Genomic DNA, 25,954 nt, shown 5'->3' with positions numbered 1-25,954 from the left:
TTAAAAACACGACATCTACACATCGTATTTTTATACGTAGGAGGATATAAATATGGGAAAATTTGGATTGAATTTCTTTAAGCCAACAGAAAAATTTAATGGGAATTGGTCGATCCTAGAAAGTAAAAGTAGAGAATGGGAAAAAATGTACAGAGAACGTTGGAGCCACGATAAAGAAGTAAGAACAACACATGGTGTTAACTGTACAGGCTCATGTTCTTGGAAAGTATTTGTGAAAAATGGTGTGATTACCTGGGAAAATCAACAAACTGACTATCCAAGTTGTGGTCCGGATATGCCTGAATACGAACCGAGAGGATGTCCACGAGGTGCGTCATTCTCTTGGTATGAATACAGTCCGCTTCGAATCAAATATCCATATATTCGTGGAAAACTCTGGGATTTATGGACTGAAGCATTAGAAGAAAACAATGGTAATCGCGTTGCTGCATGGGCGTCTATTGTTGAAAATGAAGACAAAGCCAAACAATATAAGCAAGCCCGAGGTATGGGAGGGCACGTGCGTTCAAATTGGAAAGACGTTACAGAGATAATCGCAGCACAATTACTGTATACAATAAAAAAATATGGTCCAGATCGAATCGCAGGATTTACACCTATTCCAGCGATGTCAATGATTAGTTATGCAGCAGGTGCTCGATTCATCAATTTGCTTGGTGGTGAAATGCTTAGTTTTTATGACTGGTATGCAGATTTACCACCTGCCTCTCCACAAATTTGGGGAGAGCAAACAGATGTGCCTGAATCAAGCGACTGGTATAACGCATCATACATTATTATGTGGGGGTCTAATGTACCTTTAACACGTACTCCGGATGCACATTTTATGACTGAAGTCCGCTATAAAGGTACAAAAGTCATTTCAGTAGCACCAGATTACGCAGAAAATGTGAAATTTGCAGATAACTGGCTAGCACCGAATCCTGGTTCAGATGCTGCAATTGCACAAGCAATGACGCATGTTATTTTACAAGAACATTATGTTAATCAACCTAATGAACGCTTTATAAATTACGCCAAACAATATACAGATATGCCGTTTATTATCATGCTGGATGAAGATGAAAACGGATATAAAGCGGGTCGATTTTTAAGAGCGAGTGACTTAGGTCAAACAACAGAGCAAGGCGAATGGAAGCCAGTTATTCATGATGCAATCAGCGATAGTTTAGTAGTACCTAATGGCACAATGGGTCAACGTTGGGAAGAAGGTAAGAAGTGGAACTTAAAACTAGAAACAGAAGATGGTTCTAAAATTAACCCTACATTATCAATGACAGAAGGTGGATACGAATTAGAAACAATTCAATTCCCATACTTTGATAGTGATGGAGATGGGATATTCAATCGTCCAATTCCAACTCGACAAGTCACTTTAGCAAATGGTGACAAAGTCCGTATTGCTACAATTTTTGATTTAATGGCAAGTCAATATGGCGTACGTCGTTTTGATCATAAATTAGAATCAAAAGGATACGACGATGCAGAATCAAAATATACACCTGCTTGGCAAGAAGCCATTTCAGGCGTAAAACAAAGTGTTGTCATTCAAGTAGCGAAAGAATTTGCGCAAAACGCTATCGATACTGAAGGGCGTTCAATGATTATCATGGGTGCGGGTATTAACCATTGGTTTAACTCAGATACGATTTATCGTTCAATCTTAAACTTAGTTATGTTATGTGGCTGTCAAGGTGTGAATGGTGGCGGTTGGGCTCACTATGTGGGACAAGAAAAATGTCGTCCGATTGAAGGATGGAGTACTGTCGCATTTGCGAAAGACTGGCAAGGACCACCACGTTTGCAAAACGGAACAAGTTGGTTCTATTTTGCAACAGACCAATGGAAATATGAAGAGTCAAATGTAGATCGTTTAAAATCTCCATTAGCTAAAACAGAGGAGTTAAAGCATCAACATCCAGCTGATTATAATGTTTTAGCAGCTAGACTTGGTTGGTTACCATCATATCCACAATTTAATAAAAATAGTTTGTTGTTTGCAGAAGAAGCTAAAGATGAAGGCATTGAGTCGAATGAGGCAATTTTAAAACGCGCGATAGATGAAGTTAAGTCAAAACAAACGCAATTTGCGATAGAAGATCCGGATTTGAAAAAGAATCATCCGAAATCACTGTTTATATGGCGCTCAAATCTAATCTCAAGTTCTGCAAAAGGTCAAGAATACTTTATGAAGCATTTACTTGGCACAAAATCAGGTTTATTAGCTACACCAAATGAAGATGAAAAGCCAGAAGAAATTACGTGGCGTGAGGAAACAACAGGGAAATTAGATTTAGTCGTTTCTTTAGATTTCAGAATGACAGCAACACCTTTATATTCTGACATTGTATTGCCAGCAGCGACTTGGTATGAGAAGCATGATTTATCATCTACAGATATGCATCCATATGTACATCCTTTTAATCCAGCTATTGATCCATTATGGGAATCGCGTTCAGACTGGGATATTTATAAAACGTTGGCAAAAGCATTTTCAGAAATGGCAAAAGACTATTTACCTGGAACGTTTAAAGATGTTGTGACAACTCCGCTTAGTCATGATACAAAGCAAGAAATTTCAACACCATACGGCGTAGTGAAAGATTGGTCGAAGGGTGAAATTGAAGCGGTACCTGGACGTACAATGCCTAACTTTGCAATTGTAGAACGCGACTACACTAAAATTTACGACAAATATGTCACGCTTGGTCCTGTACTTGAAAAAGGGAAAGTTGGAGCACATGGTGTAAGTTTCGGTGTCAGTGAACAATATGAAGAATTAAAAAGTATGTTAGGTACGTGGAGTGATACAAATGATGATTCTGTGAGAGCGAATCGTCCACGTATTGATACAGCACGTAATGTAGCTGATGCAATACTAAGTATTTCATCTGCTACGAATGGTAAATTATCACAAAAATCATATGAAGATCTCGAAGAACAAACTGGAATGCCGTTAAAAGATATTTCTAGCGAACGCGCTGCTGAGAAAATTTCGTTTTTAAATATAACTTCACAACCACGAGAAGTAATACCGACAGCAGTATTCCCAGGTTCAAATAAACAAGGTCGACGATATTCACCATTTACAACGAATATAGAACGTCTAGTACCTTTTAGAACATTAACAGGACGTCAAAGTTATTATGTGGATCACGAAGTTTTCCAACAATTTGGGGAGAGCTTACCAGTATATAAACCGACATTGCCGCCAATGGTATTTGGGAATAGAGATAAGAAAATTAAAGGTGGTACAGATGCTTTGGTACTGCGTTATTTAACGCCTCATGGAAAATGGAATATACACTCAATGTATCAAGATAATAAGCATATGTTGACACTATTTAGAGGTGGTCCAACGGTTTGGATATCAAATGAAGATGCTGAAAAACACGATATCCAAGATAATGATTGGCTAGAAGTGTATAACCGTAATGGTGTTGTAACGGCAAGAGCAGTTATTTCGCATCGTATGCCTAAAGGTACAATGTTTATGTATCATGCACAAGATAAACATATTCAAACGCCTGGGTCAGAAATTACAGATACACGTGGTGGTTCACACAACGCGCCGACTAGAATCCATTTGAAACCAACACAACTAGTCGGAGGATACGCACAAATTAGTTATCACTTTAATTATTATGGACCAATTGGGAACCAAAGGGATTTATATGTAGCAGTTAGAAAGATGAAGGAGGTTAATTGGCTTGAAGATTAAAGCGCAAGTTGCGATGGTATTAAATTTAGATAAATGCATAGGATGCCATACGTGTAGTGTGACATGTAAAAACACTTGGACAAATCGTCCAGGTGCTGAGTACATGTGGTTCAACAACGTAGAAACGAAGCCAGGTGTAGGGTATCCGAAACGTTGGGAAGACCAAGAACACTACAAAGGTGGTTGGGTACTAAATCGTAAAGGGAAACTTGAATTAAAATCTGGAAGTAGAATTTCAAAAATTGCTTTAGGTAAAATTTTTTATAACCCAGATATGCCATTAATTAAAGATTATTATGAGCCATGGAACTATAATTATGAACATTTAACAACTGCGAAATCAGGGAAGCATTCGCCAGTTGCTAGAGCGTATTCAGAAATTACAGGGGATAACATTGAAATTGAATGGGGACCTAACTGGGAAGATGACTTAGCAGGTGGTCATGTTACAGGTCCAAAAGATCCTAACATCCAAAAAATAGAAGAAGATATTAAATTCCAATTTGACGAAACTTTTATGATGTATTTACCACGTTTATGTGAACATTGCTTGAATCCAAGTTGCGTTGCATCGTGTCCTTCAGGTGCTATGTATAAACGTGATGAAGATGGCATTGTATTAGTTGACCAAGACGCATGTCGTGGATGGCGTTACTGTATGACAGGTTGTCCATATAAGAAAGTTTACTTCAATTGGAAAACGAACAAAGCTGAAAAGTGTACATTCTGTTTCCCGAGAATCGAGGCGGGTATGCCTACGGTATGCTCTGAAACTTGTACAGGACGTATGCGTTACTTAGGTGTTTTATTATATGATGCAGATCGAGTTCATGAAGCGGCTTCAGCAGTAGACGAGAAAGATTTATACGAAAAACAATTAGATATATTCTTAAATCCATTTGACGAAGAAGTCATTGCTCAAGCTGAAAAAGATGGTATTGGTTATGATTGGATTGAAGCTGCACAAAACTCTCCTATTTATAAGTTAGCAATTGAATATAAACTTGCATTTCCGTTACATCCTGAATTTAGAACGATGCCGATGGTTTGGTATTGCCCACCACTTAGCCCAATTATGAGCTATTTTGAAGGTAAAAATACAACTCAAAATCCAGATGCGATTTTCCCAGCCATTGAAGAAATGCGTTTACCTATTGAATACTTAGCTAATATTTTCACTGCAGGAGATACAGAGCCAGTAAAAGGAGCCCTACAACGTATGGCAATGATGAGAAGTTATATGAGATCTCAAGTTACTCAACAGCCATTTGACACGTCTCGATTAGAGCGATTAGGTATAACCGAGCGCCAAACTAAAGACATGTATCGTTTATTAGGACTAGCTAAATATGAAGATCGATTTGTTATTCCAACATCACACAAAGAAACCTATTTAGATACGTATCACGCACAAGGTAGTACAGGATACAATTACGGCGGCGAGCATTTTGGAGATAACTGTGAAGGCTGTGGCGTTGCAGTAGGTTCAGGGAAAACTGGTCAAGAAATTTATAATGAGAATTTCTATGGAGGGATTTTCCGTGATTAATTTCGATAATTTTAAAAAATATCAAGAAAGTTTTGGATATATGGCACAACAGTTATGCTTTCCAGAAAAATTAACTTTTCATCCAAAAACTTTTGAAGAAACAATTTCGACAGATCATCCAGCATATGAAGATTTAGTAGCATTTAGAAATGTAATGATGACATTTTCATTATCAGAAATCAAAGCGATTTATACAGATACATTTGATTTTACGAAAAAAGCACCATTATATATGACGTATAACAAATTTGATACGCAAAAAGAACGTGGGCAAATGTTAGCTAAATTAAAGGTATTATATGAAATGTTTGGACTAGAAATGGTAGATAATGAACTTTCTGATTATCTACCGTTGATGCTTCAATTTTTGCAAGTGGCAGAATGGCGAAATGATCCAAGAGCTGAAGAGAATATTCAATTAATCATTATGATTATTGAGGATGGAACATATGTGATGGCGAATGCACTTGGTGAAGATAACAATCCATATGCCTATGTGATTCAAGCACTTAGAAAAACATTGAAATTATGTTTGACATCACCAAAAGGAGTGAAACATCATGCTTAATCAGTTTTTATGGGTTATATTTCCGTATTTATGTTTAGTTGTCTTTGTCGCAGGTCATATTGCACGTTATCGTTATGATAAATTTTCTTGGACAGCTAAATCTAGTGAACTAATAGAAAGAAAAAGATTGATGTGGGGAAGTTTATTATTTCACTTAGGTATTATTCCAGTGTTTTTTGGACACGTAGTTGGATTGTTAATACCGAAATCATGGATGGATGCAGTGGGTGTGTCTGAGCATTTATATCATATAGGCGCTGTTTATATTGGTAGCATCTTTGGTATAATAACTTTGATAGGGATGTTTTTATTAACAGCGAGACGTGTTACTACGAAAAGTATTCGAAGATTAAGTTCAGCGTCGGATATATTTGTAAATTTCTTATTATTACTTATCGTATTTATGGGATGTTACGCAACATTAGTAACCAATATACAACATCCAGATTTTAACTACAGAACTTCATTATCAATTTGGTTTAGACAATTATTTATGTTAAAACCAGATGCGTCATTGATGAGTGGTGTGCCGATTGCATTTAAAATGCATATATTGTTAGGTTTCACTATTATGGCTTGTTGGCCATTTACACGTTTGGTACATGTTTGGAGTGTACCTTTGACATATATAAATCGCAGATATATTATTTACCGTAAGAATAAAGTGTAAGCATAAGAGGTGAAAGGATTTGACACCAGAAGCAATAATTGAAGATCGTAGATTTCAAGAGACATTAGATAAAATACGCAAAGAAGAGGGTTATGATTTTGCGGCAATCGCTTTCTATGAATCTAACAAACCATCATCTCCAATAAAATGGCACTATGTTTCAGGTAATAAAAATAATCGATTTAAATTGATTATTTTAAGAAAAGGTCGTGGATTAGCTGGAACTGTTATGAAAACAGGAAAGCGTATGGTAATAGCCAATGTTGGTTTAGCTTTAGGGCCTGAAGAAAAGATTGACTATCCAATTTTATTGAGCGAATCATTAACAGCAGTTTTAGCAGTGCCGCTTTGGTATAAGAATCAAGTGTATGGCGTACTATTATTTGGTCAAAGAGATGGTCGTCCTTTACCAAAAATATTTGATAATGATGATATTCAACGTAAGTTTGGTATTTTCAATGATGATAAATAATGAGATGAATTAGGGTGTAAGTCATGATTAATGAGGACAGTATACAGTTAGATACTTTATTGAAAAAATATTATGAGCATTCAATCGAAAAGATAGTTTTTGCTGATGATAACGGCAAAATTATTGCAATGAATGATGCTGCTAAAGATATATTATCTGAAGAAGATAATTACAGTGCTGTGGCGAATGCGATTTGTCACAGATGTGAAGGGTATACAAATGCCTATGATGTACAATCATGTAAAGACTGTTTCTTAGAATCGATGCAAGTACAAGCTACGAATTTCCAAGTATTTATGAAGACGAAAGATCAAAAAGTGATGCCATTTACAGCAACATATCAGTTGATTGATCAAGACAGGGGAATTCATGCATTTACGCTTCAAAATGTTTCATCACAAATTGAACAGCAAGAGAAATTACATCAACAACGTATGATGCGTAAAACAATCTCAGCCCAAGAAAATGAAAGAAAGCGAATTTCAAGAGAGTTACATGATAGTGTGATTCAAGAAATGCTCAATGTAGATGTTCAATTGAGATTATTAAAATATCAAGAAGATACAACTAAGCTTTTGGAAGACGCAGAAAATATTGAATATATTGTCGCTAAATTAATTGATGATATACGTAATATGTCGGTTGAATTAAGACCCGCTTCTTTGGATGATCTAGGCCTTGAAGCAGCTTTTAAATCATATTTTAAACAGTTTGAAGAAAATTATGGAATAAAAATCATATATACATCAAATATTAAAAATACCCGCTTTGATAGTGATATTGAAACGGTTGTTTATCGAGTAGTACAAGAAGCTATTCTAAATGCGTTGAAATACGCTGATGTAAATGAAATAAATGTAGGTATCCGTCAAACTGGGCGCCATTTGGTAGCAGAAGTGATAGATGCGGGAAATGGTTTTGATCCAAGTTCTAAGCCTAAAGGTTCTGGACTCGGTTTATATGGAATGAATGAGCGAGCTGAGTTAGTCAGCGGTAGCGTCAATATTGAAACGAAAATTGGTGAGGGTACCAATGTTACATTGAACATTCCAATTTGAAACATACATTGGGGGAATAAAATTGAAAATAGTCATTGCCGATGATCACGCTGTTGTCCGTACGGGGTTCTCTATGATTTTAAATTATCAAAATGATATGGAAGTTGTTGCAACGGCTGCAGATGGCGTCGAAGCTTACCAAAAAGTAATGGAATATAAACCTGATGTGTTACTAATGGATTTAAGTATGCCACCAGGTGAGTCAGGTCTTATCGCTACGAGTAAAATTGCTGACAGTTTTCCTGAAACTAAAATACTAATACTAACAATGTTTGATGATGAGGAGTATTTGTTCCATGTGTTGCGTAATGGTGCGAAAGGTTACATATTGAAAAATGCACCTGATGAACAATTATTGTTAGCTATTCGAACTGTATATAAAGGTGAAACATATGTAGATATGAAACTTACAACATCTTTAGTGAATGAATTTGTATCTAATTCAAATCAGGACACTGCAAACACATCAGATCCTTTTAAAATCTTATCAAAACGAGAACTAGAAATATTGCCACTTATTGCCAAAGGTTACGGGAATAAAGAAATTGCAGAGAAATTATTTGTATCTGTGAAAACAGTAGAAGCACATAAGACGCATATTATGACAAAGCTTGGCTTAAAGAGTAAACCTGAGCTAGTTGAATATGCATTGAAAAAGAAATTATTAGAGTTTTAGAGTTTGAAATTAATATAATTCAGTATAAAAGCGCGAGAGGAAATGATTATCTTCTGGCGCTTTTGTATGTTTCGAAATATATTTTTTATAAATCGAATGGAACTTAATCCTTCTCCTTTCGGTAACCTATACTAATTCGCTTTGCAAAGGTATAACTTTTAATATAGTTATTGATTTAGAGAATAAATGATTAGTTTTCTACTTTGAACAAGTATTTTAGTTGGTGTATTCAGTGTTGTAGCATCTGTATGAGGATTAAAAATTGTCGCTTTTATTCACATTGCTCAAAAAATAATTAACAGCTTCTGAAATGTATGATGCTAAATTTTGATTATCATATGAATTAAAGTAATCTTTGAAACGCGTATCATCTTCATATGTTTTAGCAATACAGCATAATGTTTCATCATCAAAATCAGCGATAGTGTTCATAAATGCCTTCCACTCAAATACGAGATCACTACAATCTTGGATTGGATAATGACTCAAAGACATATGATTAAATTTATTGAAGATAGTTGTCAATTTATGTCTGATATCCTGCGATTGTAAGCTGTCTTTACGTCTAATAAATGATTGATATGCTTTCGTATGACCATATTTTATAGATGCTTCTTTATCATATTGTGACTGTAGTGTCTTGTTTAAAATGCTGGTATCTATTAGAGAGAGTCCTTTAATAAATTCACATACAGAGCGTCTAATTAATTGTAAGTCAGAAATCTTTTTATCTAACTTGCTTATTTGCTCTGATAATAACTTTCGCAATTGTTCATTATCATACGAAATGTATTGTTTTATTTTAGCGATATCAAAATCAAAAGACTTGAGTATTAAAATCTTTTGTAATTTTTCTAAGTCTTGCTGTTTATAAACGCGATAATTTTTATCATTTTTATCTGGAACTAATAATCCTATTTCATCGTAATAATGTAAAGTTCTTTTAGTTACACCTGTAATTTCAATAATATCTTTTAAAGTGAATGTGTATGCCAAAATTCAGTCACCTCATTTATTATTTTTTGTGCTGGAAGTGTTGTAGCAACTTCAATAGGTATGTTTGTTTTTTGTAAAAAGTATTTTACCAAGTGATAGCCACATGCATACCCGGCAGCATGAGATAGGCCAACGATAGGCCTACCTTGAAGTTTATTAATATCATCACCATAGAGATAAGGCATCGATTCAAATATATGCTTTAAATGTAAATGATTATAAATAGTATTTTTAATTTTTACGTTATCACGACTCCAATTAGTATTTGTTACCCACGGTCCAATATGCGCTTTACCATACAATGATTCTACATAGTTTTCAGCTAATCCTTCTGCAATAATCAATTCAATCAAACTTCCGCCATCCCAATCAATATATTGATAGCGCATATTATGATTTACTTCATGTGCAATTAAGCTTTTCATAGAATTAATTGTACTTGTACTCGGCACTAAATAAATCATAATATAACCTGGTATGCCACCATCACCACCGCGATTTTTATTTAGATACATAAGTGGTTTTTGGCTATCTCCAAGTAATACTGTGAAATGATAGTTAGAAACTTGAGATGAGATACTATAATTTGAAAATTGATCTATAGCAACTTTTAAATATTTTTCGCAATTACTCCAGAAATCATTATTCAGGTATTGTATTGACATTTGGTCAGTTTCAACCAGTTCTTTGGGAGACTTTTGAAATGCATCTAAAAAATGATTTGCATTCATTGTCTGTTTGGCATCATTATAAATAGGCATATGTTGTGCCTCAAATTTCTTTTTAAAAGGTACTAATATTTCTTTAGTGAAAATTGAATCACGGTCGTTTATTGGTGCCTTGAGTATATTCTTATAGACGGAATCTGATCTAATAATATTGATTTTATACATGATAAACCTCCTTATGTTGTCAGCATAAAGGATAACGTAACGTGATTTTCAAGCAGTAATTGTAACTAATTGAAAAAAATTAAGAAAAGTATGTGAGTGTTCCTAAATAATATGATTAAAATGATGGCGAATAAGTGTCTAAAAGCATCTTAAAGGGACATTGTATAGGGTAAATCACTTCATAAATAAGGGAAAATCCTTATGTTCACTTTTTCACAATCATAATAAAATATATATGTAGTCAATACTTTGTCTATATTGAATGTTTTCATATAAATGAAAGCATTTTTAAATAACATTGACCTCTAATATATAGGCAGAGTATTGATATCTATTAAAAAATAAATGATTTTGATGAAGGTGAAACGTATGTACAAAACAAAAGGTGGCTTTCAACTTACATTACAAACATTAAGTTTAGTGGTTGGGTTTATGGCTTGGAGTATAATTGCGCCATTAATGCCCTTTATTAAACAAGATGTCAATGTTACTGAAGGTCAAATATCAATCATTTTAGCGATACCAGTTATTTTGGGATCGGTGCTCCGTGTGCCATTTGGTTATTTAACAAACATTGTTGGCGCTAAATGGGTATTCTTTACTAGTTTTATCGTATTGTTATTCCCGATATTTTTCTTAAGCCAAGCACAAACACCGGGTATGTTAATGGCGTCAGGATTTTTCCTTGGTGTAGGTGGTGCAATTTTCTCAGTTGGTGTTACATCAGTTCCTAAATATTTCCCTAAAGAAAAAGTAGGTCTAGCAAATGGTATTTATGGTATGGGAAATATCGGTACAGCAGTTTCTTCATTTTTAGCACCGCCAATTGCGGGTATTATTGGTTGGCAAACAACTGTTAGAAGTTACTTAATTATTATCGCTTTATTTGCATTAATTATGTTTATTTTTGGTGATACACAAGAACGTAAAATTAAAGTGCCATTAATGGCACAAATGAAAACATTATCTAAAAACTACAAATTATATTACTTAAGTTATTGGTATTTCATTACTTTTGGTGCTTTTGTAGCATTTGGTATTTTCTTACCTAACTACTTAGTAAATCATTTTGGAATTGACAAAGTAGATGCTGGTATTCGATCAGGTGTATTCATTGCGCTGGCAACATTCTTAAGACCAATAGGTGGCATTTTAGGTGATAAATTTAATGCAGTTAAAGTATTGATGATTGATTTTGTTGTTATGATTATCGGTGCCATTATTTTAGGTATTTCAGACCATATCGCATTATTCACTGTAGGCTGTTTAACAATAAGTATTTGTGCAGGTATTGGTAACGGCTTAATCTTCAAATTAGTACCATCATACTTCTTAAATGAAGCGGGATCCGCAAATGGTATCGTATCAATGATGGGTGGTTTAGGAGGATTCTTCCCACCACTAGTAATCACATACGTAGCTAATTTAACAGGATCAAGTCATTTAGCATTTATTTTCTTAGCGGTATTTGGATGTATTGCATTATTTACCATGCGTCATTTATACCAAAAAGAATATGGCTCATTGAAAAACGGTTGATATGTAATACATGACATTCATTTAGTTAAATACAAAGCCTTAATATCATGCGCAATATTCGTAGCATGACATTAAGGCTTTAGTAGTGTATTCATTTTAAATTTAACTATGAAATTGGAATAGACGTTGATGAAGTAGTTTCATTGCTTGGTTTGATTTTAGGCAAGGTAATGGTTAATAACCCATTTTCAAAACTAGCAGTAATATGTTGCTTATCAACAGCTTCAAAATCAAATTGACGCATTAATGATTCGAAGTTACGCTCATCTAAAATGAGTTGTTCAGATTTGTGTTTTGCGCTTCTAGTAGCTTGAATAGTGAGCGTATTATTATTGAAATCGATACTAATATCTTCTTTATTTACACCTGCTAGTTCAGCTTCTAAGTAATATAATTCGTCTGTTTCATATATATTCGTTACAAATGAAGGTGTTGAAAAGTAATTAAATACTTGTTTACCTAAATCTTTAAATGTATCACTTGGATTACCGTTAAAAAAGTTTTGATTCTCGAATTGATTGAAGTTCAATATCATCACTTCCATTATAGAAATTTGTATTACAAAGCCATTATATGAGTAGTATTAAAAAAGTTAAAGTAAAAGGGGAGATAAAAAAGTAATAAATGGGTAGATTTGTGCCTGATAAGGAATCAGGGCAAAAGAACTGAGCATCGAGATTTATACAAGCAATAAAGATAATGAATAAACATATCGATGCATACTTCTGCCCATCACCTTATGATAGGGAGTTACTTTTTGTCGGAATAGTCAAAATTTTTAGAAACAAAATTCCGCAAATTATTAATTATATCTGATGCTTCTCGTTCTGAAATGTTGAATTCATTAAAGACCTTAACAGAAATTTCAGCAAGAGGGCTTTTTATTGCTTTACCTTGTTCTGTTAGAGAAATTTGTAGGTTTCTTTCATCTTTCTCTTCACGTGTTCGAACAACGTAATCTTTCTTTTCTAATTTCTTTAGTAATGGTGTCAGTGTTCCAGAATCTAAGAATACACGTTCACCTAATTTTTTGATGTTAAGTTTTTCATCATTTTCAATCGCCATTAAAACAATGTAACCAGTATAGGTTAAATCATATTCCTTAAGATAGTTTGTGTATTTTTTAATTATTTCTTTTGAAGAAACATAAAATAAAAAACACAACTGTTTGCTAAGATAGCTGTTTTCTACATACATCCAATCACTCCTTGTTAAAATAAACAATATTATGAAGTGTAATAGTTGTCAAGTACTGATTTCATCGCAATTATTGAATTGTCTATAATTGAATTTAAATGTTAAATAATGCAAAACATATCGATATCTTAGTATTTTCATCGGTAATTACTGATATGACTGATTTTTTAAATTGAAAAAAATGTAATTGTATCATCCTTAATTGTTAAAAGTAGTCAATTATTTTGATAGATAGTAAAATGAAATTTGTTATTAAATTTTTTAAAAGCATCGTGTATGTAATTCGATTTCTATAATAATATTGAGAATAAAAAAATTTGTTACAATCTGGTAAAAACTCTTTATTAAATAAATTGATTCGTTCATACTGAATAGATAAGCAAAAAGGAGTTACATAATGAAGAAGAAAAAAAACGCGATTAAAGTTATCATTATATTATTTATTTCATTAATTGTTGCAGTAGCATTTTTCTTTGGTCTGAAAACATATCAAGGCCATAAGAATATTCAACTAATTGACAGTTACTTGGAAGAGAAAAATCTAAAAGATAAAATTAAATCAGAAAAAACAGAGTATAGTGCTAAAAAAGGTCTTTTCTATAAGGAAGTTACGTTTAAAGATGAACCTGGTGTAACTTATGTTGTCCAACCAATCAGTACTAATAAAGGATTATTTGTTGAAGGCTTTGATACAGAGACTAAGAAAAGTTTGAAAACTGCAAAGCATAAATATTTCAATCAAAATTATAAACCATCAAAATAGTGAAACGTTAAACTGGTGAAGCAGTTTAGTGCCTTCAATTTTAATTATTTGAGGTAAACAGTTTTTGTATGGAAATTAGTGATTTTTGACATCTATAAAAGATAAATATTTTAATTTTTTATAGATAATTATCAATTTTCTGATATAATTGAGTGATGTCAGATGAAGGGGAGTTTGTACTATGGCTCTATTCAAGAGAAAAATTAGCCTACCTATGCAAGTTGTTATTGCATTAGTGTTAGGTGTTGTCGTAGGACTTTTATTATATGGACAAGAAAACGTAGCAAATTACATTAAACCATTTGGTGACGTATTTTTAAATTTAATTAAAATGATCGTTATACCAGTTGTATTTTGCTCACTAGCGCTTTCTATTTCGAACGTTGGGGAATCGAAAACTGTAGGGCGTTATGGCTGGAAAACAATTTTATACTTTGAAATTATTACAACAATCGCAATAGGTTTAGGGATTATCTTCGGTAACCTATTTAAACCAGGTGCTGGATTAGACCCAACAAAATTACCTAAAGGTGATATTTCTAAATATCAATCAACTGCACATGCAGCAGAACAATCTACATATGGAAATCATTTTATTGATACCATTGTACATATTATTCCGACAAACTTTTTTGAAGCTTTAAATAAGGGTGAATTATTACCTATTATCTTCTTCGCAGTATTCTTTGGATTAGGATTAGCTGCTGTAGGTAAAAAAGCAGAACCAGTTAAAGAATTTTTAAGCGGATCGCTTGAAGCTGTGTTCTGGATGATTAATAAAATTTTAAAATTAGCACCACTTGGAGTGTTTGCATTCATTTGTACTACAATTATTACATTTGGTGCATCCGCATTATTACCACTATTAAAATTAGTATTAGTTGTTGTCTTTGCAATGGTGTTCTTTGTATTCGCTATACTAGGACTAGTTGCATGGATGTGTGGTATTAATATCATGAATATTATTAGAATCTTGAAAAGTGAATTGCTTTTAGCATTTTCTACATCAAGTTCGGAAGCTGTACTTCCTGTAATGATGAAGAAAATGGAAAACTTCGGTTCTCCAAAAGAAATTACTTCTTTTGTTATACCAATTGGTTATACGTTTAACTTAGACGGATCAGCACTTTATCAATCTATTGCAGCATTATTCGTTGCACAGATGTATGGAATGCACTTAACATTATCAGAGCAAATTGTGTTGATGTTAACATTAATGATTACGTCTAAAGGTATGGCGGCAGTACCAGGAACTTCAATCGTTGTTTTATTAACAACATTAGGTGCCATGGGCTTACCGGCACAAGGTTTAGCATTAATTATTGGTGTTGACCGTATCTTAGATATGGTACGTACATGTGTAAACGTTATTGGTAACGCATTATCAACAATCGTTATAGCTAAATGGGAAAACGTATATGACAAAGCAAAAGGTCAAGAATATTTAAAATCAATTTAAAAAATACTATCTGACATTTAAAGCCCCTTACAACCTTTGGTTGTTAGGGGCTTTTATGCATGCGCAAAGCGCAGGCGAACCGAAGCGCAGTGACCTCAGGTTGTTAGGGGCTTTTATGCATGCGCAAAGCGCAGGCGAACCGAAGCGCAGTGACCTCAGGTTGTTAGGGGCTTTTATGCATGCGCAAAGCGCAGGCGAACCGAAGCGCAGTGACCTCAGGTTGTTAGGGGCTTTTATGCATGCGCAAAAGCGCAGGCGAACCGAAAATAGACTGACACAGTAATTCTTAAAAAGCAACAGTAAGATAATTTTCAATTAGAAAACATCTTACTGCTGCTTTTAATATCTTCTATATTACTCAAAATTAAAGCTTAATTAGTGTTTCATGTGCATTTTGCCCATGTCATGAATTTTCATCATTAAACCGTGAGGGACGTCATCATGGTCAACTTTTTTAACTTTAACAATTTTATCTGAATCTGCTAATTTATAAACAATTACAAAATCACCTTTTTTAACTTTAACATCTGAATCTGAAGGTAATTTAACATTTTTTTCAATACTTTCATCTTTTTCACTAATCATTTTTTCAATAGTAGTATTATCTTTCATAATTCCATAGTATGTATCTTTCTTTCCGCCAGTCATCATCATGATTACTAATACAATACATACAATTAACATGATGGCGATTAAACTAATACCAAGACCAAAACCTTTTTTCTTTTTCATGGTTCATCAATCTCCTTAAATGTAGTTAATTCTGTTATACCTAAAAGTGCAACAGTTTGCAAATGCAGTATTTATATTACATAAAATTAATTTAAAAAGACACACCCTAATCACGTTAAATGTGAATAAAGTGTGTCTAAAAAACAATACATTGCAAATTGAATTGTAAACATATTAAACACTTTAATTATAGCGAGTTATTTTAAGTATTTAACATTGTTATATCTAGAATTCATAAAAGTTATTTCCTATATATACTTTGTGTTATAAATCGATTTTGATAGGTGTATCTAATGATTTATCATTCATTAGCTTAATGGATTGCGGAACTACTCTTAAAACACAAAGTTCTGGGTCTTCTTTTGAACTGAAAAAGCTTTTATCTTGAGTCTCCCATAACCAATCGATTACTTTTTGATCAGTAACTACTTCTATCGTGGCTTCCATTTCAACGAAACTGCGATTTGTCGTATCATTGTAACCTAACAATACATAGGCTGCTGGGTTTTCTTTAATTTTTTTGACCTTAGCAGAATGGATATTCGTTTTAGTATATAAAGTAAGACCATCATTATAAAAGACCATATATCTACTATTAGGTTTGTTATTATATGCAGTTGATAATACACCAACTTTTGACGTTGCTAACACGTTTTCAATTGCTTGAATTGCTTGTGAGTTACTCATTACATATCATCTCCTTATGATATAAATAGCCTTTAACGTAAGAAACTAAACACAAGAAGACTGTTAGTATTTAGCTTGGTTTAAAGCAAATATATTTAACCTCGTCGTGATTTAACTTGAGTTCAAATGTACGACCAGTTTCTTCTTGAACTGCAAGCTCCGTTTTAGGGTAATTCGTTTTGTCTAATTCATCTAAAATTTCTTTTTCTATATAAACAAGTTGATCGCTTATTGGAAGCAAATGTTGAATTGAACCATGTTCATGATTCAATGTTTTAATAATCATCAAAGAGTCTTGAGGTAATTCATTATGGAAAATGAAATCTTGTTTTACGTCTGACATATATCTATCATTAATTTTATTGAATAATAAGAAATGGTAGTTATTATCTTTACGACTCAATACATAATTATTTGTAATTTCAATATCTTCATTAACAAAAGGTCTAAACATTTTATATAAATGCATTAATGGTAGGGGGCTACCATATTTGTTGTACAAGGAAATATAATTTGAATGGTCATCTAATAATTGATAGCTAATGCCACCGCCATATCGTAATAATGCGATTAAGTGATACACTATGTCAGATAATTGAATTGGATTCTTACCATCATTAGTATATTTAAATCCGCTTACAGACAGGTTATTATATACAAATTGTGTTGATGATATACCTGAATCTAAAATAAATTTCTTATACTGTTCAAAATGAGTGTCAGTTTGATGATAGTGTTGGTTTTTAGTGATAAGATGTGTTGCAGTTTTTGAATTTTCAATATCAATAAAGTAATAATGGAATTTAAGACGCTGCATGACATCATAAACTTGTTCCACGGTTGAATAAGTTTCTAAAAAGCCATCGACTGTCACACTATATTTAATTTCTTTATTTTTGTTTTTAATTTTAAGATGACATAAATGAATTTCTTCTGCTGTCATAGAATTAGAGCAAAATACGAGCATAAATTTAACTAATTTCTTGCTTGTCTTATAGTCTTGATTGCCTTGTAAAAATGTGAGTATTAATTGCTTCATCGTTTCGAATTGTTGTGTTGATTTAATAGCGATTGCTAAACCTATATTTTTTTCGAAAAGCTTTTCAAAACATCTATTTAACAGGTTGTAATTCGTTTGGCTAATCTCAATATCGTGAATATCGTCAATGAAAACGACAGGTTTTGGTAAGTGCTCAAAGTTAATATCGTAATATTCATTGAAAATAAATTGAAATAGTTCATTGAAATTACTAAATCGAACAAATACTTTGGCACGCTGACTTCGATCTTTCGGATTAAAATCATCTATATGAATATCTGTTGTATTTGTAGCCAGTTGAGCTGTTAAATCAATTGTTGAAATTAACTCAGTGAATTGTGATACGTTATCTTGTTGGAAGTGTATTTGTGGTGGTTCAGTAATCTTGGAAACGAGTGAACGGAACTGTTTAGGACTAAAATGCAAGTAATTCTTAAATTGATTTGCAAAATTTGTATGACTGTTAAAACCGGCCAATTCAGAAACAGTTGTAATAGAATGTTTTGTAGAAAGTAATAAATTGATGGCGTTAACAAGTTTAATACTTGTAAAATAATCTTTAAAATTCATACTCAAATATCGAACAAAAAGATTAGAACAATATGATTCAGAGATGTTGCAATGCATCGCTATATCTTTTAAAGACAAGTGCGCATCAATATTGTCATGAATATAGTTTACACAGTCTATGAACACCGGATTGCTTAAAGCAATATTTGGTAAATATTCATGATCTATTCTTATAAAAGCTTCTTTAAGTAAAGTGTCTATAATACTTTGACCTATATTTTTCCCCATTAAAGAAGAACTTGTTGGTGTACTGATTAAATCGGCAATTAATGACTTAATATAATTACTTGATTGTAATAAATGACGATCTAAATAACCATTAAAGAAATCATCATCTTGTTGATAAAAATAAAAAACGGGTATCATTAATTCGATTATATTTTCGCCGTGGTTAATATTATAAATATCACCATGGTTAATTAAGATAATATAATTACTTACGTCTTTGGTTTCACCATTAATCGTAATATTGAGTTTACTTGTAAGTGAAAATAGCACCATAATATTATTAATATTACGACTTGGTATTGTCGATAATGTATGATGTATTTTAAGTTGGCATGTCATATTTCTCTCTCCTGCCTAATATATATTGAAATCTATCATTTAAATGTAAAACATGGAAATTTTTAAAATCATGGATAGTATACCTATTATAGTTGAATATTTTTGAAAAGGTAATAGTGAAAAATAAAAGAAATTAATGAAAACTCCTAGGAAAACGCTTGTTTTTATGCATTGTGCACAATATAAAAGTAAAATTAGAAAGATAGTAAGCAAAATTTGGAAATTTTCGATAGAGTCTAATTAAATTATTTGGTGCATAATTAATATAGATTTCAAACCTATGTATTTCAAAAAACAATACATAGCCATTTTGAACTAACTTGCTAATCTTTTATTGATATTCAACTATGTTATAAAAAAAGCAAATTGACCAAAATGGAAGTTTGAATCAAAAAACATTAAATGTACCCATGACTTAAATTTTATCGCCATTATTTAAGTTTGGACATACACTTTTGTCATCAAACGCTGAAAATTAGTACGATTGAAATCACTTCTTGTTATAAAAATTCTTAGTAGCCCTGTTACAAAATATTCGCTACAAATTATTCAAATCAACAACAATAACCATCAACTAAGAAATTTTAAACAATCTACTAAAAAATAAAGCGTTTAAAAGTTCTGTTTAGAAAACATCAAGATAAGTATAAACATCTAGAAAAGTGAACATCTAAGAAAATCCATCTAGTTATTGCCGTAACAATTAGAATAATCATTTGAAAAAGTGCATTAGACAACGAAATTCACCATCAAGATAATGAAGCAACAAGAAACAGCACACATCAATGAATTAACACCTTAGATTCATCATGAGAAAATGCATGGCACAACTAGATTTACCATCAAGATAATTCTTAAGCAGCGAAGAATTAACATCTAGAAATGCATAAACATCTTAGATTTTACATCAAGAGATGCGATAACTATAAACAACTAGAAACGTCACCAAGATAGTGCAACAACAAAGAATCAGCATCTTGAAATCGCACTAACATCTAAGAATCAACATCAAGTATTATATTAACATCATAGATAACTTCATCAAGACAGGCATCCACATCTAAGAAACTCATCTAGAATAGCTAACACCTAACATCAAAGAATATTCATCAAGAACAGTATCTAACAGAACTTTTTGACTATATATGAATTAATTATGTTACTAGCTAAATCATCTATTATTAACTTTCACACTCAATTTCTACATCTAATATCAATTTATTAACAATAGAATTAGCAGCAACAAGATATTACTTAAAATTACTCCCCCGAATTTAAAATATAAACAATGTAATAATTAAGGGTATAAATTGATTTATGCTGTAACTAATTAAATGTGTATGGTATCTTCTAACATCATGAAACGCATTTTAATATAGATATGTACATTTAAACCTTGAGAGATAGATTATAGTAAACTTTAGTACAAAGTATGAATTGCTGAACTCCAATGACTACTATTTGTCCGTTACAACTAAAGTTTCAATCTATCTCTTTCTTTTTGTGTTTAAAACACGACTTTGTAGTAAATATTGAACATCATATTTATTAGCAAGTTCTGCTAAAAAATCTAATAAAGTTTGGGTGTCGATTTTACCATTAATAAAATCAGCTTTAAGTAGTTTTGATTGTTGTCTTTCTTCTTCATTCGCACATTTTTTAAAATATCCCCACATATGATCAAAAGCATTACATACACTTCCTATACTCGGTTCAATTAACAAAGCATCATCAATCATTTGTTGAACTTGATGAAGTGATAAATCCGTTTTTAAAGCATTCCTTATCATTTGGTAAGACTGTTGACTGTGTAACAATACATGATATTTTTCCTCACGCCAAAGCTGTTCGATATAGCCACGTTCTTTCATAAAATTACCTCCGATAATTAATGTTAATATACATGCATGTAGTATAGCAATAAAAATGAATGCGCTATCAAAAATGGTGTAGGTGTTTATATAAAATGATAATAGAGTGTTGCAAATATTTTTGGAACCGGTTACAATAAAGTGGAATAAATGGAACCGGTTCTAATTAGGAGGCTAAATATATGAATTATAAGCAATCCGCAGAAGAAATTTTGAACGCGATAGGCGGAGAAGAGAATTTAGATGCAATGGCGCATTGTGCAACGAGACTACGATTAGTTTTAAATGATGAAAGTTTAGTAAATGAAGAGGCGCTAAACAATATGGATGTAGTTAAAGGGACGTTTTCTACTGGGGGACAATACCAAATTATTATTGGGTCTGGTACAGTCAATAAAGTATTTAGTGAACTGGAAAAATTAACTGGAAAAGAAGCATCAACCACTTCGGAAGTCAAAGCACAATCTGCTAAAAATATGAATCCGTTACAGCGATTTGTAAAAATGCTTTCAGATATCTTTGTTCCGATTATACCAGCCATCGTTGCTGGTGGTTTATTAATGGGGTTAAATAACATTTTGACTGCGAAAGATTTATTCTTTTCAGGTAAATCATTGATAGATGTATATAGTCAATTTGCTGGATTAGCTGAAATGATAAATGTTTTTGCGAATGCACCATTTACATTATTACCAATTTTAATTGGATTTAGTGCAGCAAAACGCTTTGGTGGCAATCCATTTTTAGGTGCTGCATTAGGTATGATACTAGTTCATCCATCGCTAATGAGCGCATACGATTTCCCAAAAGCAGTTGAAGCAGGTAAGGCTATTCCATATTGGGATGTTTTTGGTTTGCATATTAATCAAGTAGGTTATCAAGGACAAGTGTTACCTATGCTTGTAGCAGCTTATATCTTAGCCTCAATTGAAAAAGGGTTACGCAAAGTTATTCCAACGGTGTTAGATAATTTGTTAACACCATTGTTATCTATTTTTATAACAGCATTTCTAACATTTTCATTTGTAGGTCCAATCACTCGACAATTAGGTTACTGGTTATCAGATGGTTTAACATGGCTTTATGAATTTGGTGGTGCAATTGGTGGATTAATATTCGGATTATTGTATGCTCCGATTGTTATTACAGGTATGCATCATAGCTTTATAGCTGTAGAAATGACATTAATTGCAGATGCCACTAAAACGGGTGGATCATTTATATTCCCGATTGCGACAATGTCTAATGTTGCACAAGGTGGTGCAGCAATTGCAGCGTTCTTTATTATTAAACAAAATAAGAAGTTAAAAGGTGTGGCATCTGCCGCAGGTATTTCAGCATTACTTGGTATTACAGAACCGGCTATGTTTGGTGTTAACTTAAAACTAAGATATCCATTTATTGGCGCTATCGTTGGATCAGGTATTGGTTCAGCATATATTGCTTTCTTCAAGGTTAAAGCAATCGCATTAGGAACTGCTGGATTGCCAGGATTTATTTCAATCAATCCAGTACATGCAGGATGGTTACACTACTTTGTTGGTATGACAATATCATTCATCATTGCTATAACAGTTACTTTAATTTTATCTAAAAGAAAAGCAAATAAAGAAGTTGTAGAATAAAAAAGAGGTATGACAGTAATCAAAGTATCAGTCATTGCAAATGCAATAGGATGAAACTTTAAGCTGTCATACCTTTTAATTTAGTTATAATTTCTGTTTACGCCATAAGAAAATACTAACAATTACGACAAGAATTAATGAAATACCTACCACAATAATCCAAGATATATAACTATGGTCATCAATTGGCAACGGCACATTCATACCGAAGAAACTAAATACGAGTGTTGGTAACGTTAATAGTACCGTGAAAAGTGTTAATGTCTTCATAATCGTATTCATATCATTAGATAATAAGGAAGCGTATGATGTTGTGATACTTTCTAAGATACGTTGATGTAATTCTGTTGTTTCGATGGCTTGGTTATTTTCAATGATTAAATCTTCTAGTAATTCTTCATCTTCTTCAAAACGTTTAATTGCAGGTAAACGGAATAACTTTTTAATAATTGTATCGTTACCTTTTAAGGCAGCTAAAAAGTATACTAAACTTTTTTCAACTTCCATTAATTTGAAAAGTTGTTTGTTAGTAATGTTATTTTTTAGTTCTTTCTCAATACGAATTCTACTTTTATTAAGTAATCGTAAGTTACGATTATAATGGTCGGCAATAGTAGTTAAAATTTCTAATGCAAATCTGCTGTGAAATTTTAAATTAATATCACGCTTAGGTAAATTTTCTAAAAATTCATTTTCAGCGTCACAAACTGTTACGATAATACCGTTGCCAATAATAATGCCTAATGGAATCGTTACAAAAGATAGAACGCTACGATTAGTTGAATTGACGATAGGTAAATCAATAATGATTAATGAGTAACCAGTATCTTCGTCATATTCAATACGGGAACTTTCTTCTGAGTCCAAAGGGTCACGTATAAAGTCTTCAGGTATATTATATTGTTCCATAAGATTTTCAATTTCTTCTCGGTCTGGTTCTACTACATTAATCCATGACGCTGTATGATCTAATGGTGTTTTTATAATATGTTTATCTATATCTTCAGAATGTCTGAATGAAGTAATCATGATATATAGTTCCTTTCTAAAGGATTTAGGAAAAGCGAGTATTACTTAAGTTAGTGAATCAAGGTTTGATTTATGCAAACGGTTTTCTGCCATTATTCTTAATGGACCATTAAAAATAATATTATGCACATGTTTAGCTAATTCATCAACTGAAATGGGCTGTTTGTCCATTACCCAGTATTTAATAATTGAAATTGTTGCTCCGGAAACGTAACTGTAAAAATACATCTCTGGAACGCCTCCGATGGAATGATTGATACTAATATAACGTTGCATATTATTTTTAATATGTTCGTTGATTTTCAATTCTAATTGACTCGTGCGTTCCAATTGTAAAATAGTATGATAAAACTCTAAATTATCATGAATATGTTGGAAAATATTTTTGAGTATATTATTTACAAAAGTATTCGCAATGTCTTCAATTGAAGAACCGCGTAACAAATCAAATTGAGTATATGTCGTTAGTTCTGAAATATACTCATCTTCCATATCTGCGAGTAACATATATTTATCCTCGTAATGTAAGTAAAATGTCCCTCTATTGATATCAGCGCGTGTTGTTATGTCGCGAATGGTAATCTTTTCTAAATCTTTTTCTTGTAGTAATTTAGTGAACGCTTGTTTAATGGAGGACTTTGTCTTTCTAATTCGCCTATCTTCTTTCAAAAATAAATCAACCTCCTCGTGTTATTGAACAATGCGGGTGTATTTGTCTATTAATAAACGTATTGATGAACATTGTGTATTGTTTATTCCCACTTACATATTATAATAGACAACATGCGAAATATTCAACACATTGTCTAATAAGGAGGTAATTAATAAAATGAATATATTTAAAAATAAATTATTATGGATTGCACCAATAGCAACTATGATTATCTTGGTAATCTTTTCTTTAGCTTTTTATCCTGCATATAATCCTAAACCAAAAGATTTACCAATTGGTATATTAAACGAGGATAAAGGTACAACGATTCAAGATAAAAATGTTAACATTGGTAAAAAATTAGAGGATAAATTATTAGATAGTGATTCTAATAAAATTAAATGGGTTAAGGTTGATAGTGAAAAAGACCTTGAAAAAGATTTGAAAGATCAAAAAATCTTTGGAGTAGCTATTATTGATAAAGACTTTTCAAAAGATGCTATGAGTAAAACACAAAAAGTAGTTATGGATAGTAAAAAAGAAGAAATGCAACAAAAAGTTGCTTCAGGTGAAATTCCGCCACAAGTGGTTCAACAAATGAAACAAAAAATGGGGAATCAACAAGTAGAGGTTAAGCAGGCTAAATTTAAAACGATTGTAAGTGAAGGATCAAGCTTACAAGGTTCACAAATTGCATCAGCTGTATTAACTGGTATGGGTGATAATATTAATGCTCAAATTACGAAGCAAAGTTTGGAAACATTAACGAGTCAAAATGTTAAAGTCAATGCCGCGGACATCAATGGTTTGACGAATCCAGTAAAAGTGGATAATGAAAAACTTAATAAAGTTAAAGATCACCAAGCAGGTGGTAATGCACCATTCCTAATGTTTATGCCAATTTGGATAGGTTCAATCGTAACGTCTATCTTATTGTTCTTTGCATTTAGAACTAGTAACAATATCGTCGTGCAACATCGTATCATTGCTTCAATTGGACAGATGATATTTGCAGTTGTTGCAGCATTTGCAGGTAGCTTTGTTTATATTTATTTCATGCAAGGCGTTCAAGGATTTGATTTTGACCATCCAAATCGTATCGCAATTTTTGTAGCATTTGCGATTCTTGGTTTCGTGGGCCTTATTTTAGGTGTTATGGTATGGCTAGGTATGAAGTCAGTTCCAATTTTCTTCATTTTAATGTTCTTTAGTATGCAACTTGTAACGTTACCTAAACAAATGTTGCCTGAAAGTTATCAAAAATATGTATATGATTGGAATCCATTCACACACTATGCAACAAGTGTAAGAGAACTATTATACTTGAATCATCATATTGAATTAAATAGTACAATGTGGATGTTTATAGGGTTTATGATTTTTGGCGCTGTATCAAGTTTAGTTTCAGCTATTGTTAGAAAACATAGCACAAAACGTACTGAAGTGCCGTCATAATTTAATAAATAGAAATAATAGCTATACAAGACGTTTGTAGCGAGCGTCATGGTATAGCTATTTTATTTGTATAGCGCTTGATGTAAAGTTATTTTAGCTGTCATACTATGTGCTAAACCAAATTCAGTTGTGTCATATCTTCGCT

Annotated in this window: 22 protein-coding genes; 12 read left to right on the top strand and 10 right to left on the bottom strand. The window is 32.4% G+C overall.

What is annotated here, in order from left to right; genetic code table 11:
- Nucleotides 1–52 precede the first annotated feature (52 nt).
- From KI230_RS12055 to nreC, 7 genes are read left to right on the top strand one after another with little or no spacing between them, the layout of a single operon-like run.
- Nucleotides 53–3,742 (top strand): nitrate reductase subunit alpha, encoded by a 3,690-nt coding sequence (locus tag KI230_RS12055; protein ID WP_000514385.1) that lies wholly within the window; start codon nt 53–55, stop codon nt 3,740–3,742.
- Nucleotides 3,732–5,291: a nitrate reductase subunit beta gene (narH, locus tag KI230_RS12050; protein WP_000692645.1), complete on the top strand. Its 1,560-nt coding sequence runs from the start codon at nt 3,732–3,734 to the stop codon at nt 5,289–5,291. Before KI230_RS12055 ends, narH begins: the two co-directional genes overlap by 11 nt.
- The gene (gene narJ / locus KI230_RS12045; protein ID WP_000606771.1) at nt 5,284–5,859 is read left to right on the top strand and encodes a nitrate reductase molybdenum cofactor assembly chaperone; all 576 of its coding nucleotides are present in this window, start codon (nt 5,284–5,286) and stop codon (nt 5,857–5,859) included. The genes narH and narJ overlap by 8 nt, the downstream gene beginning before the upstream one ends.
- Nucleotides 5,852–6,529 carry a respiratory nitrate reductase subunit gamma gene (gene narI / locus KI230_RS12040; RefSeq protein WP_000934155.1) on the top strand — a complete coding sequence of 226 codons (678 nt, stop codon included), beginning with the start codon at nt 5,852–5,854 and terminating at the stop codon, nt 6,527–6,529. The genes narJ and narI overlap by 8 nt, the downstream gene beginning before the upstream one ends.
- Before the next feature lie 19 nt (nt 6,530–6,548).
- Nucleotides 6,549–7,001: a nitrate respiration regulation accessory nitrate sensor NreA gene (gene nreA, locus KI230_RS12035; RefSeq protein ID WP_000186933.1), complete on the top strand. Its 453-nt coding sequence runs from the start codon at nt 6,549–6,551 to the stop codon at nt 6,999–7,001.
- 23 nt (nt 7,002–7,024) lie between these two features.
- Complete coding sequence (gene nreB / locus KI230_RS12030) at nt 7,025–8,059, top strand: nitrate respiration regulation sensor histidine kinase NreB (RefSeq protein WP_000606546.1); 1,035 nt, start codon at nt 7,025–7,027, stop codon at nt 8,057–8,059.
- A 22-nt stretch (nt 8,060–8,081) separates the two neighbouring features.
- A complete protein-coding gene (gene nreC, locus KI230_RS12025; protein ID WP_000706314.1) occupies nt 8,082–8,735 on the top strand; it encodes a nitrate respiration regulation response regulator NreC in 654 nt (217 codons plus the stop codon).
- Between the two features lie 255 nt (nt 8,736–8,990).
- Here nreC and KI230_RS12020 read toward each other — a convergent pair whose 3' ends face one another.
- Both KI230_RS12020 and KI230_RS12015 read right to left on the bottom strand, forming a co-directional pair.
- Nucleotides 8,991–9,731, bottom strand: a complete 741-nt coding sequence (locus KI230_RS12020) for a MerR family transcriptional regulator (protein WP_045177652.1) — start codon at nt 9,729–9,731, stop codon at nt 8,991–8,993.
- Nucleotides 9,710–10,624, bottom strand: coding sequence for a DUF2268 domain-containing putative Zn-dependent protease (locus KI230_RS12015; RefSeq protein ID WP_045177650.1), 915 nt, complete (start codon nt 10,622–10,624; stop codon nt 9,710–9,712). The genes KI230_RS12020 and KI230_RS12015 overlap by 22 nt, the downstream gene beginning before the upstream one ends.
- 369 nt (nt 10,625–10,993) lie before the next feature.
- Between KI230_RS12015 and KI230_RS12010 the strand changes: the two genes are divergently transcribed.
- Complete coding sequence (locus tag KI230_RS12010) at nt 10,994–12,163, top strand: nitrate/nitrite transporter (protein ID WP_000278558.1); 1,170 nt, start codon at nt 10,994–10,996, stop codon at nt 12,161–12,163.
- A gap of 106 nt (nt 12,164–12,269) precedes the next feature.
- Here the strand turns inward: KI230_RS12010 and KI230_RS12005 are convergent, their stop codons facing one another.
- Both KI230_RS12005 and KI230_RS12000 read right to left on the bottom strand, forming a co-directional pair.
- Complete coding sequence (locus tag KI230_RS12005) at nt 12,270–12,698, bottom strand: Hsp20/alpha crystallin family protein (protein WP_014532690.1); 429 nt, start codon at nt 12,696–12,698, stop codon at nt 12,270–12,272.
- 215 nt (nt 12,699–12,913) lie between these two features.
- Complete coding sequence (locus KI230_RS12000; protein WP_000289213.1) at nt 12,914–13,360, bottom strand: MarR family winged helix-turn-helix transcriptional regulator; 447 nt, start codon at nt 13,358–13,360, stop codon at nt 12,914–12,916.
- Nucleotides 13,361–13,757: 397 nt separating this feature from the next.
- On the opposite strand from KI230_RS12000, the gene KI230_RS11995 reads away from it, so the two are divergent.
- Nucleotides 13,758–14,123 (top strand): DUF3139 domain-containing protein, encoded by a 366-nt coding sequence (locus KI230_RS11995; RefSeq protein ID WP_000727537.1) that lies wholly within the window; start codon nt 13,758–13,760, stop codon nt 14,121–14,123.
- Nucleotides 14,124–14,304: 181 nt separating this feature from the next.
- Complete coding sequence (locus KI230_RS11990; RefSeq protein ID WP_001173165.1) at nt 14,305–15,582, top strand: cation:dicarboxylate symporter family transporter; 1,278 nt, start codon at nt 14,305–14,307, stop codon at nt 15,580–15,582.
- Between the two features lie 375 nt (nt 15,583–15,957).
- Here KI230_RS11990 and KI230_RS11985 read toward each other — a convergent pair whose 3' ends face one another.
- The 4 genes from KI230_RS11985 to KI230_RS11970 all read right to left on the bottom strand — a co-directional run bounded on the left by KI230_RS11985 (nt 15,958) and on the right by KI230_RS11970 (nt 21,048).
- A complete protein-coding gene (locus KI230_RS11985) occupies nt 15,958–16,314 on the bottom strand; it encodes a DUF4889 domain-containing protein (RefSeq protein ID WP_000727328.1) in 357 nt (118 codons plus the stop codon).
- A gap of 264 nt (nt 16,315–16,578) precedes the next feature.
- On the bottom strand, nt 16,579–17,001 hold the full coding sequence (locus tag KI230_RS11980) for a pyridoxamine 5'-phosphate oxidase family protein (protein ID WP_045176540.1): 423 nt from the start codon (nt 16,999–17,001) through the stop codon (nt 16,579–16,581).
- Between the two features lie 70 nt (nt 17,002–17,071).
- Nucleotides 17,072–19,177, bottom strand: a complete 2,106-nt coding sequence (gene rsp / locus KI230_RS11975) for an AraC family transcriptional regulator Rsp (protein WP_000128366.1) — start codon at nt 19,175–19,177, stop codon at nt 17,072–17,074.
- 1,487 nt (nt 19,178–20,664) lie between these two features.
- On the bottom strand, nt 20,665–21,048 hold the full coding sequence (locus tag KI230_RS11970) for a YbgA family protein (RefSeq protein ID WP_000664393.1): 384 nt from the start codon (nt 21,046–21,048) through the stop codon (nt 20,665–20,667).
- 182 nt (nt 21,049–21,230) lie between these two features.
- Between KI230_RS11970 and KI230_RS11965 the strand changes: the two genes are divergently transcribed.
- Nucleotides 21,231–22,673, top strand: coding sequence for a sucrose-specific PTS transporter subunit IIBC (locus KI230_RS11965; RefSeq protein WP_214958276.1), 1,443 nt, complete (start codon nt 21,231–21,233; stop codon nt 22,671–22,673).
- 84 nt (nt 22,674–22,757) lie between these two features.
- On the opposite strand, the gene KI230_RS11960 is transcribed toward KI230_RS11965, so the two are convergent.
- Nucleotides 22,758–23,702, bottom strand: a complete 945-nt coding sequence (locus KI230_RS11960; protein WP_000633068.1) for a magnesium transporter CorA family protein — start codon at nt 23,700–23,702, stop codon at nt 22,758–22,760.
- A 45-nt stretch (nt 23,703–23,747) separates the two neighbouring features.
- A complete protein-coding gene (locus tag KI230_RS11955) occupies nt 23,748–24,371 on the bottom strand; it encodes a TetR/AcrR family transcriptional regulator (RefSeq protein WP_000656771.1) in 624 nt (207 codons plus the stop codon).
- 160 nt (nt 24,372–24,531) lie between these two features.
- On the opposite strand from KI230_RS11955, the gene KI230_RS11950 reads away from it, so the two are divergent.
- The gene (locus KI230_RS11950) at nt 24,532–25,809 is read left to right on the top strand and encodes a YhgE/Pip domain-containing protein (protein ID WP_001020016.1); all 1,278 of its coding nucleotides are present in this window, start codon (nt 24,532–24,534) and stop codon (nt 25,807–25,809) included.
- Nucleotides 25,810–25,954: the final 145 nt, after the last annotated feature.

The sequence above is a fragment of the Staphylococcus sp. MZ3 genome (assembly GCF_018622755.1).
GTDB classification, from domain to species: Bacteria; Bacillota; Bacilli; order Staphylococcales; family Staphylococcaceae; genus Staphylococcus; species Staphylococcus aureus.
This window is presented reverse-complemented; position numbering and strand designations above follow the sequence as displayed.